General features: G+C 60.7%; 15 protein-coding genes and 1 tRNA gene. 11 read left to right on the top strand and 5 right to left on the bottom strand.

What is annotated here, in order from left to right; all coding sequences use genetic code 11:
- The first annotated feature begins 40 nt into the window (after positions 1-40).
- The 4 genes from AC0MRV_RS18505 (at position 41) to AC0MRV_RS18490 (ending at position 4625) form a co-directional block, all read left to right on the top strand.
- Positions 41-2134 carry an ATP-dependent DNA helicase gene (locus AC0MRV_RS18505; RefSeq protein ID WP_472765997.1) on the top strand — a complete coding sequence of 698 codons (2094 nt, stop codon included), beginning with the start codon at positions 41-43 and terminating at the stop codon, positions 2132-2134.
- Positions 2135-2207: 73 nt separating this feature from the next.
- Positions 2208-2939 (top strand): PP2C family protein-serine/threonine phosphatase, encoded by a 732-nt coding sequence (locus tag AC0MRV_RS18500; protein WP_472765996.1) that lies wholly within the window; start codon positions 2208-2210, stop codon positions 2937-2939.
- 33 nt (positions 2940-2972) lie between these two features.
- Positions 2973-3293, top strand: coding sequence for a tetratricopeptide repeat protein (locus AC0MRV_RS18495; protein ID WP_472765995.1), 321 nt, complete (start codon positions 2973-2975; stop codon positions 3291-3293).
- A gap of 57 nt (positions 3294-3350) precedes the next feature.
- Positions 3351-4625: a glycosyltransferase gene (locus AC0MRV_RS18490; RefSeq protein ID WP_472765994.1), complete on the top strand. Its 1275-nt coding sequence runs from the start codon at positions 3351-3353 to the stop codon at positions 4623-4625.
- A gap of 18 nt (positions 4626-4643) precedes the next feature.
- Here AC0MRV_RS18490 and AC0MRV_RS18485 read toward each other — a convergent pair.
- The 5 genes from AC0MRV_RS18485 to AC0MRV_RS18465 all read right to left on the bottom strand — a co-directional run bounded on the left by AC0MRV_RS18485 (position 4644) and on the right by AC0MRV_RS18465 (position 8012).
- Positions 4644-4717 (bottom strand) — tRNA-Gly (locus AC0MRV_RS18485).
- 65 nt (positions 4718-4782) lie between these two features.
- Positions 4783-5382 carry a recombination mediator RecR gene (recR, locus tag AC0MRV_RS18480; RefSeq protein ID WP_472765993.1) on the bottom strand — a complete coding sequence of 200 codons (600 nt, stop codon included), beginning with the start codon at positions 5380-5382 and terminating at the stop codon, positions 4783-4785.
- Between the two features lie 92 nt (positions 5383-5474).
- Entirely contained in the window at positions 5475-5783 is a 309-nt protein-coding gene (locus AC0MRV_RS18475; protein WP_472765992.1) for a YbaB/EbfC family nucleoid-associated protein, read from the bottom strand.
- 227 nt (positions 5784-6010) lie between these two features.
- The gene (locus AC0MRV_RS18470; RefSeq protein ID WP_472765991.1) at positions 6011-7120 is read right to left on the bottom strand and encodes an acyltransferase family protein; all 1110 of its coding nucleotides are present in this window, start codon (positions 7118-7120) and stop codon (positions 6011-6013) included.
- Positions 7113-8012, bottom strand: coding sequence for an NAD-dependent epimerase/dehydratase family protein (locus AC0MRV_RS18465; RefSeq protein WP_472765990.1), 900 nt, complete (start codon positions 8010-8012; stop codon positions 7113-7115). The genes AC0MRV_RS18470 and AC0MRV_RS18465 overlap by 8 nt, the downstream gene beginning before the upstream one ends.
- A gap of 19 nt (positions 8013-8031) precedes the next feature.
- Between AC0MRV_RS18465 and AC0MRV_RS18460 the strand changes: the two genes are divergently transcribed.
- The 7 genes from AC0MRV_RS18460 (at position 8032) to AC0MRV_RS18430 (ending at position 14875) form a co-directional block, all read left to right on the top strand.
- A complete protein-coding gene (locus tag AC0MRV_RS18460; protein ID WP_472765989.1) occupies positions 8032-8586 on the top strand; it encodes a DJ-1 family glyoxalase III in 555 nt (184 codons plus the stop codon).
- A 494-nt stretch (positions 8587-9080) separates the two neighbouring features.
- Positions 9081-9839 carry a glycosyltransferase family 4 protein gene (locus AC0MRV_RS18455; RefSeq protein ID WP_472765988.1) on the top strand — a complete coding sequence of 253 codons (759 nt, stop codon included), beginning with the start codon at positions 9081-9083 and terminating at the stop codon, positions 9837-9839.
- Complete coding sequence (locus tag AC0MRV_RS18450; RefSeq protein WP_472765987.1) at positions 9836-10669, top strand: ABC transporter permease; 834 nt, start codon at positions 9836-9838, stop codon at positions 10667-10669. The genes AC0MRV_RS18455 and AC0MRV_RS18450 overlap by 4 nt, the downstream gene beginning before the upstream one ends.
- Before the next feature lie 43 nt (positions 10670-10712).
- Complete coding sequence (locus tag AC0MRV_RS18445; protein WP_472765986.1) at positions 10713-11942, top strand: ABC transporter ATP-binding protein; 1230 nt, start codon at positions 10713-10715, stop codon at positions 11940-11942.
- A gap of 29 nt (positions 11943-11971) precedes the next feature.
- Entirely contained in the window at positions 11972-12658 is a 687-nt protein-coding gene (locus tag AC0MRV_RS18440) for a class I SAM-dependent methyltransferase (RefSeq protein ID WP_472765985.1), read from the top strand.
- Positions 12655-13680 (top strand): hypothetical protein, encoded by a 1026-nt coding sequence (locus tag AC0MRV_RS18435; protein ID WP_472765984.1) that lies wholly within the window; start codon positions 12655-12657, stop codon positions 13678-13680. The genes AC0MRV_RS18440 and AC0MRV_RS18435 overlap by 4 nt, the downstream gene beginning before the upstream one ends.
- Positions 13681-13771: 91 nt before the next feature.
- Entirely contained in the window at positions 13772-14875 is a 1104-nt protein-coding gene (locus AC0MRV_RS18430; protein WP_472765983.1) for a hypothetical protein, read from the top strand.
- Positions 14876-15352 lie beyond the last annotated feature (477 nt).

Genomic DNA, 15352 nt, shown 5'->3' with positions numbered 1-15352 from the left:
ATTGCAGCGCGGCGCCGCGCCGCCGAGCCTCCGCCGGTCCATGATCGGCCTCTCGGAATACGACGATACCCTGCCCCCTCCGCCGCCCCCCTCCAAGGCGCCGGACTTGGTGCCGTATTTGTTCTCCGAGGACGGGGTCCTGACCTCCGCGTTGGAACTCGAACATCGTCCGCAACAGGACGCGATGGCCCGCGCCGTCGCCGCCGCCCAGTCCGCCGACGATTCCCTGCTCTTCGAAGCCGGCACCGGCGTGGGCAAGTCCCTCGCCTACCTCCTGCCCGGCATCATGCAAGCGGTGGACCAACAGCGCCAACTCATCGTCTCCACCCACACCATCGCGCTGCAGGAGCAGCTCGATAAAAAGGACCTGCCCCTCTGCCGCCGAGTGTTTTCAAGTGACGAGAAGCTGGAGCCCTACGCCGACTTCAAATCCGCCGTGCTGGTCGGCAAAGGCAACTACCTGTGCACCACCCGCCTCGCCAGCGCCCTGCGCGACAAACAGGAACTCTTTGCCACGGCCGAACACAGCGAGCTGCAACGTATCGCCGTCTGGGCCGGCTCATCCGAGACCGGCCTCCGCCACGAGCTCACCCCACCGCCTTCCCCCGACGTCTGGGAAATGGTCAACGCGGACTCCTCGTCGTGCTCGCGCAAATACTGCGACCACGAAGCCTGCTTTTACCAACGAGCGCGCGCACGTCTGCGTTCGGCTCACGTCATCATCGTCAACCACTCCCTGCTCTTCACCCACATCGCCGCCGGCGCCGGCGAAAACGGTGGCTCCCGCGGGGTGCTTTTCCCCGACGATTTCGTCGTGCTGGACGAGGCCCACACCGTGCCGGCCGTGGCCACCGATCACTGTGGACTGCACCTGAGCTCCTACGGGACCGACCGGATGCTCAAGCAGCTCTACAACCCTCGGACGCGCAAAGGGGTCCTCGTCAAACATGGTGGTCCCGCCGACCGTCAGCTCGTGGAGGACGCGCTCGAGGCCGCAACCCAGTTCTTCGCGTTCCTGCACGACAAGCTGTTGTTGAAGCAATCCATCGTGCGAGTCCGCGAGGAAGGGTTTGCCGAACCTTGGTTGGAGGGGCCGCTGGGGGCCTTGCACCGCTCCGTGCGAAAGCGAGCCGACGCGCTCGATGACGGTCGCGAACGCGACATCCTGCTCGAGCATGCGCGCCGGATCGGCACCTACCAAACCAGCCTGCGCCGCTTCCTCTCCGTCGCTGACGCCGACCAACATGTTTACTGGATCGAGCGCTCCGGCCGCCGCCGCACCATCATCACGCTCCGCACCGCCCCGATCGACATCGCGCCCTTTCTGCGCGAGGAGCTCTTCGGTTGCGGCACCTCGGTGGTCTGCACCAGCGCGACCCTCGCCCTCGCCGGTCGACTTGACCCGATAAAAAAGCGCATCGGCGCCGATGAGGTTCCCGGCGCGATCGAGCATTCGCCCTTCGACTTTGCCCGCAATTTTCGCGCCTTCGTCGCCACCGACATTCCGCTGCCGACCCGCGACCAGGCCCGACTCGCTCTCGATGTGCTGGCCGATTACATTGCCTACTGCGTGCAACGAGTCGCCGGTGGTTCGCTCGTCCTCTTCACCAGCTACGCCGACCTCCGGCATGTCGCCGAGGTGCTGGAGCCAATCCTCGCACAGGCCGGGCGTCCGCTCCTGTGTCAGGGCGCGGAACTCTCCCGCACCGCCTTAGCCGAACGCATGCGCGAGTCCGGCAAGGCCGTGTTGTTGGGCACTGATAGTTTCTGGACGGGCATCGACATTCCCGGGGCAGCCCTTTCGCAGGTCATCATCACCCGGCTGCCCTTTGAAGTGCCCACCCATCCCGTGCTGGAGGCGCGCACCGAATGGATCCGCGACCGCGGCGGCAATCCCTTCAACGAACTGACCTTGCCGGAGGCGCTCATGAAGTTTCGCCAAGGCGTCGGCCGCCTCATTCGTTCCGCGACCGATCGCGGGGTCGTGACCCTGCTGGATTCGCGCATCGTGCACAAACCCTACGGCCGTTGGTTCATGGAGTGCCTGCCTCAGAAGGACCTCACGCGAATGAATCGCGAAAACCGGGATCACCAGTTCCTGCCCTTTGCACCGGACCCCGACAACATTCGGTAAAAACGGTCTTCAAGTCCGGTCGCCCCGCTAACTCGACTTGCCCCACTGCGGCAAACATCCACGATGCGCCTCCGTGTCGGACAAGCCCTCCATCACCCTGCGCACCGCCGCCATCACTGATATCGGGCGGGTTCGCCGCCAAAACGAAGACCGCTTTCTCCGCCGGGATGACGTTGGATTCTACGCTGTCGCCGACGGCATCGGCGGCCTCCCCGGTGGAGCGGCAGCCGCCCAAGCCTGCATCGAAGCGCTCGACGAACAAACCCCCGCGGTCGCGGAGGTGAACGAGTCGAGCGACCTGATTCCCCTCATTCACGCGGCCAATCGCCGGGTCGTAAAACTCGCCCAGCGCGTGAGCCCGCAACTGGGCATGGGCACAACGCTCATTTGCACCGTCGTTCGCGGCGACCAACTGCACCTCGCGCACGTGGGCGATTCGCGTTGTTACCTGATTCGCGACGGCGCCACCCAGCTCCTGACGACGGATCATTCCCTCGCCAACGACCTGGCTCGATCGGGGGCGTCCACCCCAGCCGGTTACGACGACTACCAACTCGGCGCGCTCACCCGCTGCATTGGCCAACCCGACGATCCCGAAATCGATGTTGCCGAGCAAACCCTGCGCCCCGGCGACCTCGTGTTGCTCGCCTCCGACGGAATTTCCCGGGTGATCCCCGACGCAGAACTCCCGGAGCTACTCGGCGGCGAGGCCGCTCTCGCCGAACGACTGGCTGGGCTGATTGAGCTCGTGCACGAGCGCGGCGCGCCCGACAACGCCACCGCCGTGCTGCTGGTCGTCGATTGACTCCTCGGCGCGTCGCGGCCCAGCTTCCCGTGCATGTCCGCCGCCGACCGCATTGCCCGCTTTCAAACGCTCGTGGCGCAGCAGCCACACAACGTGATGTTCCGCTTCAGCCTCGCGCAGGCGATCGAGTCCGGTGACAGCCCGGCCGACGCCATTCCGCACTACCGCGCCTGCGCCGACGCCAAAGCGGATTGGATGATGCCCCGTATCCAACTCGGCAAACTGCTCCTCCAAACCGGTGACACTGCGGCCGCGCGTCCCGTCCTCCAAGCGGCACTCGAATTGGCCATCGCGCAGGATCACGAAGACCCGGCAATGGAACTGCAGCGGATCCTCGCAAAACTCGGCACGTAACCAAAAAGTAACGACGCCCGACTCGCGCCGGCCGTTCGCTTCCGCCAACCGTGGCCCATGCGGGTCATCCTTACCTCACACGGATCGACGGGAGACATCTACCCGGTCATCGCGCTGGCGGTCGCTTTGCAGCATGCGGGGCATCACGTTCGCTTCGCGACGATTCCCCACTACCAAACCGACGTGGAAGCGGCCGGCATCACCTTCCTCCCACTCTGCCCGGACTGGGAACAGGCAGACCTCAGTTATTGGATGGGACGCCTGCAGAAGATCCGCACCCCCATCTACCAGTTGCGCGAGCTCTACGTCGGCGCCCACAAATACATTCCGGAGATGATTCGGCGCATGGATGCGGCGATGGGAGACACTGACCTGCTCGTTTCATCCTACCTGTTCCCGATGAACAAAGGCATCGCCGATCGACACGGGGTGCCCTTCGCCACGCTCGCTTTTGCGCCCCACGTGATTCCGTCGCCCGATTACCCCCCGGAGAACATTCCGTCCCCCCACTGGCTCGGCCGCCGACTGCGACGCGCCTGGAACGCCTGGTTGTGGAAATCGGCCAACGCGATTGTCGATCGTGTCATCAACCGCACCGTCGCACCGTCGCTGCGCGCGGCCGGTCTGCCCAAAGTGCGTAACTTCTTTTCCAAGCCGGCGGATCGCGTGCTCGTCACCCTGCCGGACGCGCTCTTCCGCCCTGCCGGCGCAAAGATCGACCCACGGTTTCGGTTCACGGGCTATTGCCGTTGGCAGGCGCCCGAAGATCCGGCGCTCGACGCGGAAATTCGCGCGTTCACCGGCGGGGAGCCCGTGCCCATCCTGACCTTTGGCAGCATGGTTTACGAACATGCCGGCGCGTTCATGGAACGCTTCGTGCGACATTGGCCGGCGGACCGAAAAATCATCGTGCAACGCGGCTGGGCGCAGTTCCCGCGACTCGGTGATGAGTCGCATATCAAGGTCATCGGCAAAGTGTCGCACGACCAACTCTTCCGCCACGCCAGCGCCATCATCCACCATGGCGGCGCCGGCACGACTGCGAGTGTCTTGCACGCCGGCAAACCGCAGCTCGTCGTGCCTCACATCGGCGACCAGACCTTCTTCGGCCTGGAAATGGAACGCCTCGGGGTCGGCCAGCGCCTCGGCAAAACCTGGTGGCCGGAGAACCTGCACCATGCGCTGGACAAATTGCTGGCAGATCCCAATCGACGCGCTCGCGCGGAATCGCTGGCCGAACAACTGCGCGCCGAGGACGGGCCAGCGCAGGCCATCGCCGAAATGGAACAGTTCGTCGCCGATCACCACCACGCCGCGGTGTCATCCCGCTGAGCCATTTCACGTGCCGCGTGGTGCGCCGAGAGGGAATCGAACCCTCCTCTCAAGCTTGGGAAGCTCGCATTCTACCGATGAACTACCGGCGCAATGCACGTGAAGCTGAGGCGAACTTGTAGTGCCTGACAGTGCGCCCGCAATCCCGAACTCACGCTCAGGAGTAGGAACGTCGACCTTCCAGCGCGCTCTTTAACGTAACCGAATCCGCATACAAAACGCCGCCCCCACTGGGCAGGCCAAAACCGATGCGGCTGACCGCGATTTCACGATCTTCCGGGATTAATTCGTCGGTGAGGTAATGACAGGTCGCCTCGCCTTCGACGTCGTTGGACAAGGCGAGAATGAGCTCCCGGACTTCACCCGCCTCCATGCGTTGTCTCAACCCGGCGATGTTCAACTGCTCCGGGCCGACCCCATGAATTGGGGACAGTTTGCCGTGCAACACATGGTAGCCACCGCGATAGGCGCCACTGCGCTCCAGCGCGATGAGGTCAGGCACCTGCTCGACCACACAAAGAACGCCGTGGTCACGCGAATCGTCGGCACAAACCTCGCAGCACTCGCTCTCGGCGAGGTTGCCGCAACGCTCGCAGCGTCGAACCGCGCCGGCCGCCGCCTGCAATGCTTCCACCAATTCCGGTAAACGCTCGGGTTTTTCCAACAGCAGGTGCAAGGCCACCCGCTCGGCGGAACGGTAGCCCAAACCGGGCAGCTTCTTCAGCAACTGCTGCAGGTTCTCGAGCGCGGGAGTCATGGGATTTTCGAATTCTGATTTCGGATTTTCGATTCTTCACGCCGGCGGCAAACCGCCCCAATCCAAAATCGAGACTCCAAAATCGAAAATCCTTACATGAACCCGGGCATCTGGAAGCCGGCGGTCGCCGCCTGCATCTGCTCCTCGTTGTAGGTCTTGGCCTGCGCCGCCGCATCCTGCACCGCGGCGAGCACCGTCTCATTCACCAGCGAGGCTTCTTCCTTCAGCAACTCCGGGTCGATTTCCAGCGCGAGGAACTTGCCCATGCCATTGATCTTGATCTTCACGGCACCGCCACCACTGGTGACGTCGAGTTCCTTGGCTTCAAGCGCGGCCTGGGTGGCCTCGACCTGACGCTGCATTTTCTGGGCTTGTTTGAGAAGTTTACCGACACCGGCCATGTTTGGAGAGGGGTTTGGGTTGAAAGTTGAAGGTTAAGTCAAAGTGAACCGCTATGCCTCGGGATCGCGCAGCGTTCTTCAAGCCTCAAGTCGAGCATTGGGTCTCGCCTCGCAAGAATTCAACACCGCGAACCTCCAGAATTCGTCCGTCGTGAGACGACCGGTCGAAGAAACGACCCTGGTTCGGGGATGCTCGCCAAGTCTCAATTCAAAGCGACCACCGCCGCTCACTCATCCACACCTCGACGCGCTCCCGACGGTTGAGACTCAACGCGCTTCGAGAGGTTAAATGTCCGGGCATATCGATGGGACGGAATCTCCAACCATCGGTAACAAAACCAAGCAATCAAGGTCGAAAGGCCCATCGCCAGAATCATTGCCAAGGCGTAGTGCCAACTTTTATGAGCGAATCGTTCTGCAAGATTCATCACCCGTCCACCGATCGCGGTGTGCACGAGGTAGAGTGAAAATGAAACATTCCCCACCCACACGATCGGTCGCGCCCATTTTCGATCACCTGGGACCCACATCAGAATCACCAACGTGAGAAGCGCTGTCGCCGCCGAAAGGACCGGTAATGTGTGCCAGAATTCAACCGAACCACTCGTTTGTAGCCAACCGAGTGTAGACTGGACCAAAAGGCCGAGCAAAACGAATGAACTGAACCCGCGTTGAGAAATCAATGCGTGAAAGCGGGCATACCACGCGAGCCCGAAGCCAAAGATCACGCCCTGACTCAGCAGAAAATCTGGCGAACGAGAAAGCAACGGCGCGACAAACCACAGCACCAAAACGACCATGCGCCACACTACCTTTCGGTGGATCAGGAGCGGCATCGACAACGCGACCGCGAGATAATACTGGGCTTCCAATGCAAGGGTCCACGCCACGAGGTTGAGCCAAGGCTCGTCAAACACGTCGGCGGTCAGCGTCAGGTTCGCCCAAATCACTCCCCAGGAAAACGTCGGTTCGGTGCCTTTGAAACCAGGTGCCATCGCCGATAAATACCACAATGCCACCACGCCCAAGGTTGTCACCAAATAGGTCGGATAGAGCCGAAAAAACCGCCGCTGACCGAACCGAAGCAAATTGCGTCCGGTAAACGCCACGCGTTGAAGGGACAGCGGAATAGCGAACCCGGAGACGACGAAAAAAGCGTAGACGCCCAGGTAACCCATTTTGAACGCCTCGTTTACGATCTCGGGTGCCAAACCATTGTCTCGACGAAAATGATACACGCAGACAGCCGTGGCCGCGAGACCGCGCAGAACATCCAGAATCTCAAGCCGCACGTGATCGCCGGCGGCCTGCACGGTGGTGGGCGACTTCTCAATCATTTAGAATCCGGGCATAGCCGTCCCTGAAAGTGGGGAATGCCGGGCGCCACCCCAACTCGGCTTTCAGTTTCCAATTGGAGATGACTCGGTCTGGGGTCTGCGCCCGTCTGCCGGGGGCGCTTACACCGCTGAACTCCGGCATCGCGCATCCGAGTTGCTGAGCGAGAAAGGTCACCACCTCTGCTTTCAAAGCTCGTCCATCATCAGCGACATTAAACACCTTGCCGGCCGCATTCGCCCGAAAGCGCCACGTTAGCAGCACGGCCTGCACGATGTCGTCGAGATGCACGAGATTGAGGTGGAAATCGCCGCGGCCCGCGACCACGGCGGCGCCGTCGCGAAGTTGATCCAACAGGTAGTGTCGCCCCGGTCCGTAGATTCCCGCCAGGCGCAGCACGGTCGATGCCGCTGGCCAGTCCGCCACCATCGCTTCCGCCGCCCGCAAAACCTCCGTCCGCTCGTCCGTGGCCACCGTCGCCATGGACTCATCCACCACCGCGCCTCCATCCGCATCGTAAACGGAGGTGCTGCTGGTGTAGACCAAATGCGCGGTGACGGCTCGAGTGAACGCCCATGCTCGTAGCGAGGCCATCCCGGCTTCGTAGCTGTGCCGGTAACCCTCCACCCCGCCGCCACCGGAACTAATGGAAAATAGAATGCCGTCGTAGTCGGTCGAAATCTGGCCGTGCCAGTCGCGCCCGGCGATATCCGCTGCCCATCCGCGCCCTCCCATCGCCTCAAACGCGCGCAATCGAGCCTCGGATCGCGTGAGCACATCCACACTGGCGCCAAGCTTAAGCAAAGCTTGCACCACGGCGCCGCCCACGTAGCCCGGTCCGCAGACTAGAAAACGTTTCGCGGCGAAAAAACCATCGGCAAGATCAGGCGACATGGCTTAGCTGATCCGCACCATGGCCACCGTTCTCACCATTTTGCCAGAGGGTTTTGAAGAGATTGAAGCGATCACCCCGATCGACCTTTGGCGCCGGGCCGGGCTGAGCGTAAAAACGGCTGCGCTCGGCTCGCATGCCAAGGTAACCGGTCGCAGCGGCATCACGGTTGTTGCAGACATGATCCTCGGTGCCGTGCCGCCGGAGCGCACCTTCGACCTGCTCTTTTTGCCGGGCGGCCCGGGCGTGTGCCGGCTGCGAGCTTCACCGGAGGTGCGCGATCTCGTCGGCCGTCAAGTCGCCGCCGATCGCCGGATCGCGGCCATCTGCGCGGCTCCGCTCGTGCTGCACGACTGTGGACTGCTGGGAGGTCGGCGCTACACCGCCCACCCCAGCACCGAGACGGAGTTGACGGCCATTATTGCCGAGAAGGACGTCGTGGTGGACGGGCGGATCACCACGTCGCGCGGCGCAGGCACGGCCCTCACCTTTGGGTTGAACCTCATCCAACAACTGGTCGGCGAGGCGAAGGCGGAGGAAATCAGGTTAAGTATTTGTGCAAAAAGTCTTTCTTAAGGTTCGCGCATCGGGTCCGAACGTTTCAACAATCCGGCTCTATCGTCTAGGGGATTTCCCCCTATACGCCACGGGTCTGACGCATGGTCCGCTCCACCACATCGTTTGATTCTGTCACCCCGCCGGGAAGTGACCGGGCGAAGCCGTCGTTGGAGACCAGGCAGTTTCACCCGAGTCGTTGGGTTGTGCTGGCACCGGAGATCTTTCGGCACCAAGGCGGAATCTCCCGGGTGTCGCGACACTACCTGCAGGTTGTCAGCGAGCTATCCGATCCGGTGCCCTTGGACCTGATCGTGTTGAACGACGCGGAGGCTCCTGCGAACGAATTGGCCAGGTATGCCGCGACCCACGCCCGACTCCACCTGTGCAATCGCTCCAAGTGGGCGTGCTGGAAAGCGGTTTGGCGAGCCACGCAGACCCCTGGAGCACACGTGGTTTGCACTCAGGTCTACCTCTCACCTCTCCTCTGGATCGCCCGCAAGCTGGGGCGCTCGTTGAGCTACGAAATCCTGCTGCACGGCGTCGAGGTATGGAAGCCGCTTTCGTGGTCCCTGCAGATGGCACTGCAAGGAGCGCGTCACGTCTTCAGCGTCAGTCGGTATACCAAGGACTACGTCGGCTCTCGCTACCCGAAAATCGGCGCCAAGATCATCGTCCTCCCCAACGCCCTCGACCCGCAGTTCGCCGCCACGTTGCTTGAGCAGAACAACGAGCCCAACCAATCGCCCACGATACTCGCGGTGTCGCGCATGGCGGCGCACGACGTGACCAAAGGCATCGACCACCTCATTGAGGCCATGCCGGCCATTCGCCGCGCCATCCCGGACGCTACTTTGCGAATCGTCGGCGATGGAGCCGATCGGGCGCGGCTGGAATCGCTTGCCCGGCTAAACGAAGCTTCGGCCAGCATCTCGTTTCTGGGTGCGGTCGACGACACACGTTTACAGGAGGATATCCAGGAGTGTCGGGTCTTTGCATTGCCCAGCGCCAAGGAAGGGTTCGGTCTGGTTTATCTCGAAGCCATGGCCTCAGGTCGCCCCTGCATCGTCGCGCAGGCTGGCGGTGCCCCGGAGGTGATTGACGAACACTCAGGTATCGCCGTGCCATACGGGGACGTTGCTGAATTGGCGAACGCCACGATCAGAGCACTGACCACGATTTGGAACCCCGCTCGCATCAAAGCGCGCGCGCAACATTTCTCCTACGCCGCGTTCGCCGAACGCTGGCGCAAACTCGTTTTGAATTCCGCGTGAGCTCCCCCGACCCAACCGCAACCATTGTCATCGAGGCCGGCCGATCCGAGCGCCACTACTGGAAAGACTTGTGGCGCTACCGTGAGCTGCTCGGCTTCCTCGCGTGGCGCGACATCAAAGTCCGCTACAAACAAGCCGTATTGGGAGCTGCGTGGGCCCTCATTCAACCCGCCATCACTACCGCAATTTTCACCCTGGTCTTTGGGCGCTTGGCGGGCATGCCCTCCGGCGGCGTGCCCTACCCCATTCTCGTGCTTTCGGGCCTGATCGCATGGCAATTGTTCTCCGCAGCGCTGACGGGCTCCAGTGGAAGTCTGGTATCCAACTCGAACTTGATTTCGAAAATCTACTTCCCCCGCATAATCGTGCCGTTGTCGACTCTCGGGGTCGCCCTGATCGACTTCTGTATCGTGTTGGGATTGTTTGTAGTCGTAGGGGCTTGGTTCGGAATTTACCCGTCGTGGCATTGGTTGGCGCTGCCTGTTTTTGTTGCTTTGGCTTTGGCCACAGCATTCGGAGCCGGATTGTGGCTTACGGCACTAACGGTCAAATTCCGGGACTTTCGCTTCATCGTTCCGTTCCTCGTGCAGATTGGGTTGTTTCTCTCACCAGTCGGGTTCCGGACCGACTATTTCCCGACTTGGCAACCACTGCTGAGCTTTAATCCGATGACTGGAATCATCGGAGGATTTCGCTGGTGCCTTTTGAACGGCAACCAATCGCTCGACGCCATGAGTCTGGTAAACGGACTGATGGTCATCGTTTTCCTCAATTTGCTGGGGCTTTGGTATTTTCGTAAAACCGAAAAGAGCTTTGCGGACATCATTTGACGTTCGCCCGGTTTCGGCGCCCCCACTTGCGCTTCGTTCCTAGATGCCTGCCCATTCCGCCATCATCGTCGAAAATCTAAGTAAGCGATACGTGATCGCTCACCAAAGGCCATCCGACACGCTTCGTGACGCTTTGTCTGCCGGCGTCCGCGGACTCTGGAAATCGTGGCGCGGGGGCAAGACGGCGAAGGAGGACTTCTGGGCTTTACGTGGGGTGAATTTCGAAGTTAACCGAGGGGAAGTGGTCGGCATCATTGGACGCAATGGCGCAGGTAAATCCACCTTGCTCAAAGTGCTTTCACGCATCACCGACCCCACCTTGGGTCGGATTACACTCAACGGCCGGATTGCCTCGCTGCTTGAGGTAGGAACCGGGTTTCATCCCGAGTTAAGCGGCCGAGAAAACATCTTTCTCAACGGCGCCATACTCGGCATGGGCAAGTTGGAAATTCAGCGGAAATTTGACGAGATCGTGTCGTTCGCGGAAGTGGAGCGTTTCCTCGACACGCCAGTAAAACGCTACTCGAGCGGAATGTATGTGCGCCTGGCTTTTGCCGTGGCGGCCCATCTTGAACCGGAAATTCTGATCATCGACGAAGTCCTGGCGGTGGGTGACGCCGTGTTTCAAAAGAAGTGCCTGAACAAGATTCGTGACATTGTTCGCTCCACCGACCGTTCAGTTTTGTTCGTCAGCCACAACCTGCAAACCGTGCAAAAGCTCTGCACTCACGGAGTGGTTTTGAACGCCGGACAATCGGCCGGGAAACGGCCTATTCGCGAGGCTCTTGCGACCTACCTTGAGCTGCAGCGTGCAGCCAACATTGAGCTGAATCAACCTGGCGCCACCCAGCGACTGACAATCAGTGGCGCGCGCATGCTGGCGGCCGATGAGTCTCGATTGGAGACGGGCGCAACGCAGGAACTGGAACTGAGCGTCGTGTCCCCGGACCAATTGAGCTTCATCCGGCTGACCATTGCCTTCAATAATTCCGACGGAGTCCGGGTATTTGCGCTGGACTCCGCGTCCCGCGGTGAGCTCTTGGAACTCAAGCCCGGACTCAATCGCGTCCGCGTTTCCTTCACCTGCCCGCATCTTTTTCGAGACACCTATTCGCTTGATGTCGGCTGCTACTCTCGCGACGGAGGCACCTTGCAGGAGGCCTTCGCCGTCAACTATTTCGGCGCGGTCGACACCTCCGGCAACGAGCATACACCGTCACGTGGTTTTGGTATTGTCCGCGTCGACTCAACTTGGACCGGAGCGCCCGGGTAGCCGCCAGACTTGTTCCTCAACTCACCACCATGAACGACACGCCGCTTAAAGGATACGAACATAAGGAGCAGGACTATTTTGAAAACGAACGCCGCGAACTTTTCCCGTTCCTGCCCGCGCAATTTGAACACGTTCTTGATGTGGGCTGCGGCGGCGGTCGCTTCGGTCAACTGCTCAAGGAACAACAAGCTTGCCAAGTCTGGGGGGTCGAGCCGGATGAACGGGCGGCCCGTTTGGCGCAAAGCAGACTAGATCGGGTTATGGTCGATCTGTTCTCCCGCGAGTTGGAGCTCCCCCAAGCCACCTTCGACCTGATCTGCTTCAATGACGTGCTCGAGCACATGGCGATCCCCGAAGATGCCCTCAACTACGCCGGCACCCTGTTGAAACCGGGCGGGAGCATCCTCTCCTCGGTTCCCAATTTTCGCCAATTTAACAACCTTTGGGAGCTAATTGTGCACGGCCAGGCCACTTATAAAAAATCTGGTATTATGGACAAAACGCACCTGCGCATCTTCACCTTCAAATCCTTCCGCGCGCTGTTTGAAGAAAACGGTTTCGAGGTACAGCAAATCGGCGGCGTAACCACCCGTTACACCCGCCGCCTCTTTCACGTCTTCAACCTCCTCGCGCTCGGTCAGATTTCGGACATGCGCTGGTTGCAGGTCGTGGTGCGGGCACAGCGTCCCGCCTGCGCTCTTCGCTCTCACCCATGATCGCCGCTTTCACCGTCTGCACCAACAGCTACCTTCCTCAGGCCGCAGTTTTGGCTGAGTCTGTAGCCCGACATGCGCCGGATTGGACGTTTTATGTCGGCTTGGTCGATACACCGGATCCCGATCAAGTGCGGAGCCTGCCTGACAACCTTCGGCTTCTGCCGGCAAAGGATCTCGGGCTTCCAAATCTCGAGCCTCTGGCGCTGCGCTACAACGTCATAGAGCTTTGCACCGCGTTGAAACCGGCGTTCTGCCGAACACTCTTCGAGCATCACCCAGAGGTGGAACAACTTCACTACCTCGATCCCGACACCTGCCTATATTCCAATCCCACAGTCTTGGAGCAAGGCCTTCGAGAAGCGGCTGTGTTGCTCACGCCGCACCACCTCACGCCGATTCCATTGGACGGGAAGATGCCGGGCGAAAACTTGGCCCTTAACCACGGCATCTACAATCTCGGCTACCTGGGATTGTGTCGAGGCGACACGGCTTCGCAACTGTTGCGATGGTGGGAAGAGCGGATGCAGGAGCACTGCCGCATCGACCTCCTGCAGGGATTCTTCGTGGATCAACTTTGGTTCAACTACGTTCCGCTGTATTTTGAGGGCACGCATATCCTCCGCCACCCGGGCGTGAATGTCGCATTCTGGAACCTGCACGAACGCACACTACTGCCGGGGAATCCCCCCGTGATTCGAACAGCAAACGCGGAGGTTCCCCTGATCATGTTTCATTTTAGCGGCTTCTCTCCTGCCAAGCCGGATCAAATCACCCGCGTGGCGACGCGAAACGGAGTGCATGACCAACGAGCCTTGGGCCCCCTTCTCGAAACCTATTCCCGGCAGGTCCTGGCCAACGGTTACGCCGAACGAAGAGGAATCGAGTCCACCTACTGCAAAATGCGGCGGGAGGATCAAGCAACCCGCCAGAAGGCGTATCGCCGCAGTCACCCTTTCCGCACGATCTTCCGAAAACTGAAGTCGCTGATTCCGCCAGCGATTCGAGACGTTCTGCGCGGCTAAGTCCATGCAGTCACCAAGACCGCTTGTTGTTCTGGTTTCGGAGATTCCGCCCGTCGACACCCAGGCCAGCTCGGTAGTCCTTTTCCGCCACTTGCTCGCCTTGGAACTGGCTGGCTTCGATATCGGTGTCGTCTGCCCGGAAAACCGAATTGACCCCGCCCAAGTACCGGCGACCTGGGAGCTGATCCCGATCCCTCCGCGCCGCTGGTATTATCCACCTTATCGTCCGGCGGAACCGTTTCGCCGGATGCGCTGGCTCTTGCTGGACCGCGAGGTCAGGCCCCGGTTGAAGATGCGACCTCCGCACGCCATCATTGGGTTGCTTGTCTCGGAGTATCTCGTGGGTTACGCGGCCTGGCTCAGTGATCGCTGTAACTGTCCGCTGTTCTATTTCTACCATGACCGCGGCGAGCTTCTGCACCATTACTGCAACCCCGCCGGAGCCGCACGACTGCGACGTCAAAACCTTCGCGCCCTGCACTCCCGCAACCTTCGGCGCGTCTGGACCGTGACGCCGGAATTGATCTACGATGAACCTGCTCTGCGCGAAAAGTTCAGGACGGTCTACCCCCTGCCGCAACGGATCCCGCAGGCTGCCCCCCCGGCCTGGCGGCCGGAATTTTCGGCCCATCCAGTTATTGGATACGCAGGCTCCCTCTACAACGAGGTGCTGGCGCCCATTCGCGTTGTGGCCCACGAGCTCGAAGCAACCGGAGGTCGACTGCACATTTTCACCCACCAGACGGACAACGCCCACAGCTTGGAGAAAGAGTTTCCGGGAGTCGTCCTCTACCGCGGCACTGTGAAAGGCACCGTCGAGTTAGCGGAATGCCTGCGCGATGAAGCCTCAGCGTTTCTGGTGGCATTTCCGGACAAGGTGGAGGACATGCCGTGGAGCGTCGGCTGCTTCCCCAGCAAATTCACCCAACTCGTCCAAATCGGACTGCCGGGAATGGTGCTGGCACCGGCGAAAAGCACTATTGGTCGGTGGTGCGAATCCCGCGACTGGCGGCTCTACGCCACCGTGTCTACGAGGGAAAACGTGGCCGAGCTGTTGGCTCGCCTACGGGAACCGGCTCAATGGACTCAGGCCGCACAGCAATCGCAACGATACGCCCAGGAGGACTTCAATCCCTCCGCCCTCGAATCTCTAGTTAACGACGATGTCAAAATGCTCGGCCGGACACCGCAGTGATCGAATTTTCGATTACGCCTTGTCGACTAACTCCAACAAATTCTTACCGAGACTGAGCCCGACGCGATCCGTTATATTCGTATGAAAAATTCCGGCTCTATCCCCACCGTAGCGTCTTGGCGTTTGCGCCTGAGCGCGGTAAAATCCGTGCTTTACCGCAGACCCCAGAGAGAGCTGTTGCGGCTCTTGCGATGGGGACCTCAGGCTTACTTCCGACTCCCGGCATGGCAGCAAAGTATGGCGGCGGCAGTTTTTACCCTGCCCGCGCCAAAGGTTGATCCGAAGGCGGCACCAGTTGAACTCTGGTTTCTCACTGGCGGAAAATTTTGGTATCAGACCGCGTTTTGCGCATGGACCTTTTCGCACTGCTCCCAGCGACGGATTACTCTCCAATTAGTCGATGATGGCACGCTCAGCTCCTCCAACGAGTCCGAGCTCCGAAGGCTGTTCCCCGCGGGATCTACTGTCCGCAAGTCC

The organism is Actomonas spartinae, from assembly GCF_051209155.1.
Taxonomy (GTDB): domain Bacteria; phylum Verrucomicrobiota; class Verrucomicrobiia; order Opitutales; family Opitutaceae; genus Actomonas.
The sequence above is the reverse complement of the archived record's forward strand: the minus strand, read 5'-3'. Positions and strand labels throughout refer to the sequence as shown.

Bases quoted from the DNA above. Each gene is read 5' to 3' on its own strand.
- AC0MRV_RS18505 (WP_472765997.1), top strand. From the start codon at position 41: ATGATCGGCCTCTCGGAATACGACGATACCCTGCCCCCTCCGCCGCCC.
- AC0MRV_RS18495 (WP_472765995.1), top strand. From the start codon at position 2,973: ATGTCCGCCGCCGACCGCATTGCCCGCTTTCAAACGCTCGTGGCGCAG.
- AC0MRV_RS18490 (WP_472765994.1), top strand. From the start codon at position 3,351: ATGCGGGTCATCCTTACCTCACACGGATCGACGGGAGACATCTACCCG.
- recR (WP_472765993.1), bottom strand. From the start codon at position 5,382: ATGACTCCCGCGCTCGAGAACCTGCAGCAGTTGCTGAAGAAGCTGCCC.
- AC0MRV_RS18475 (WP_472765992.1), bottom strand. From the start codon at position 5,783: ATGGCCGGTGTCGGTAAACTTCTCAAACAAGCCCAGAAAATGCAGCGT.
- AC0MRV_RS18470 (WP_472765991.1), bottom strand. From the start codon at position 7,120: ATGATTGAGAAGTCGCCCACCACCGTGCAGGCCGCCGGCGATCACGTG.
- AC0MRV_RS18465 (WP_472765990.1), bottom strand. From the start codon at position 8,012: ATGTCGCCTGATCTTGCCGATGGTTTTTTCGCCGCGAAACGTTTTCTA.
- AC0MRV_RS18460 (WP_472765989.1), top strand. From the start codon at position 8,032: ATGGCCACCGTTCTCACCATTTTGCCAGAGGGTTTTGAAGAGATTGAA.
- AC0MRV_RS18445 (WP_472765986.1), top strand. From the start codon at position 10,713: ATGCCTGCCCATTCCGCCATCATCGTCGAAAATCTAAGTAAGCGATAC.
- AC0MRV_RS18440 (WP_472765985.1), top strand. From the start codon at position 11,972: ATGAACGACACGCCGCTTAAAGGATACGAACATAAGGAGCAGGACTAT.
- AC0MRV_RS18435 (WP_472765984.1), top strand. From the start codon at position 12,655: ATGATCGCCGCTTTCACCGTCTGCACCAACAGCTACCTTCCTCAGGCC.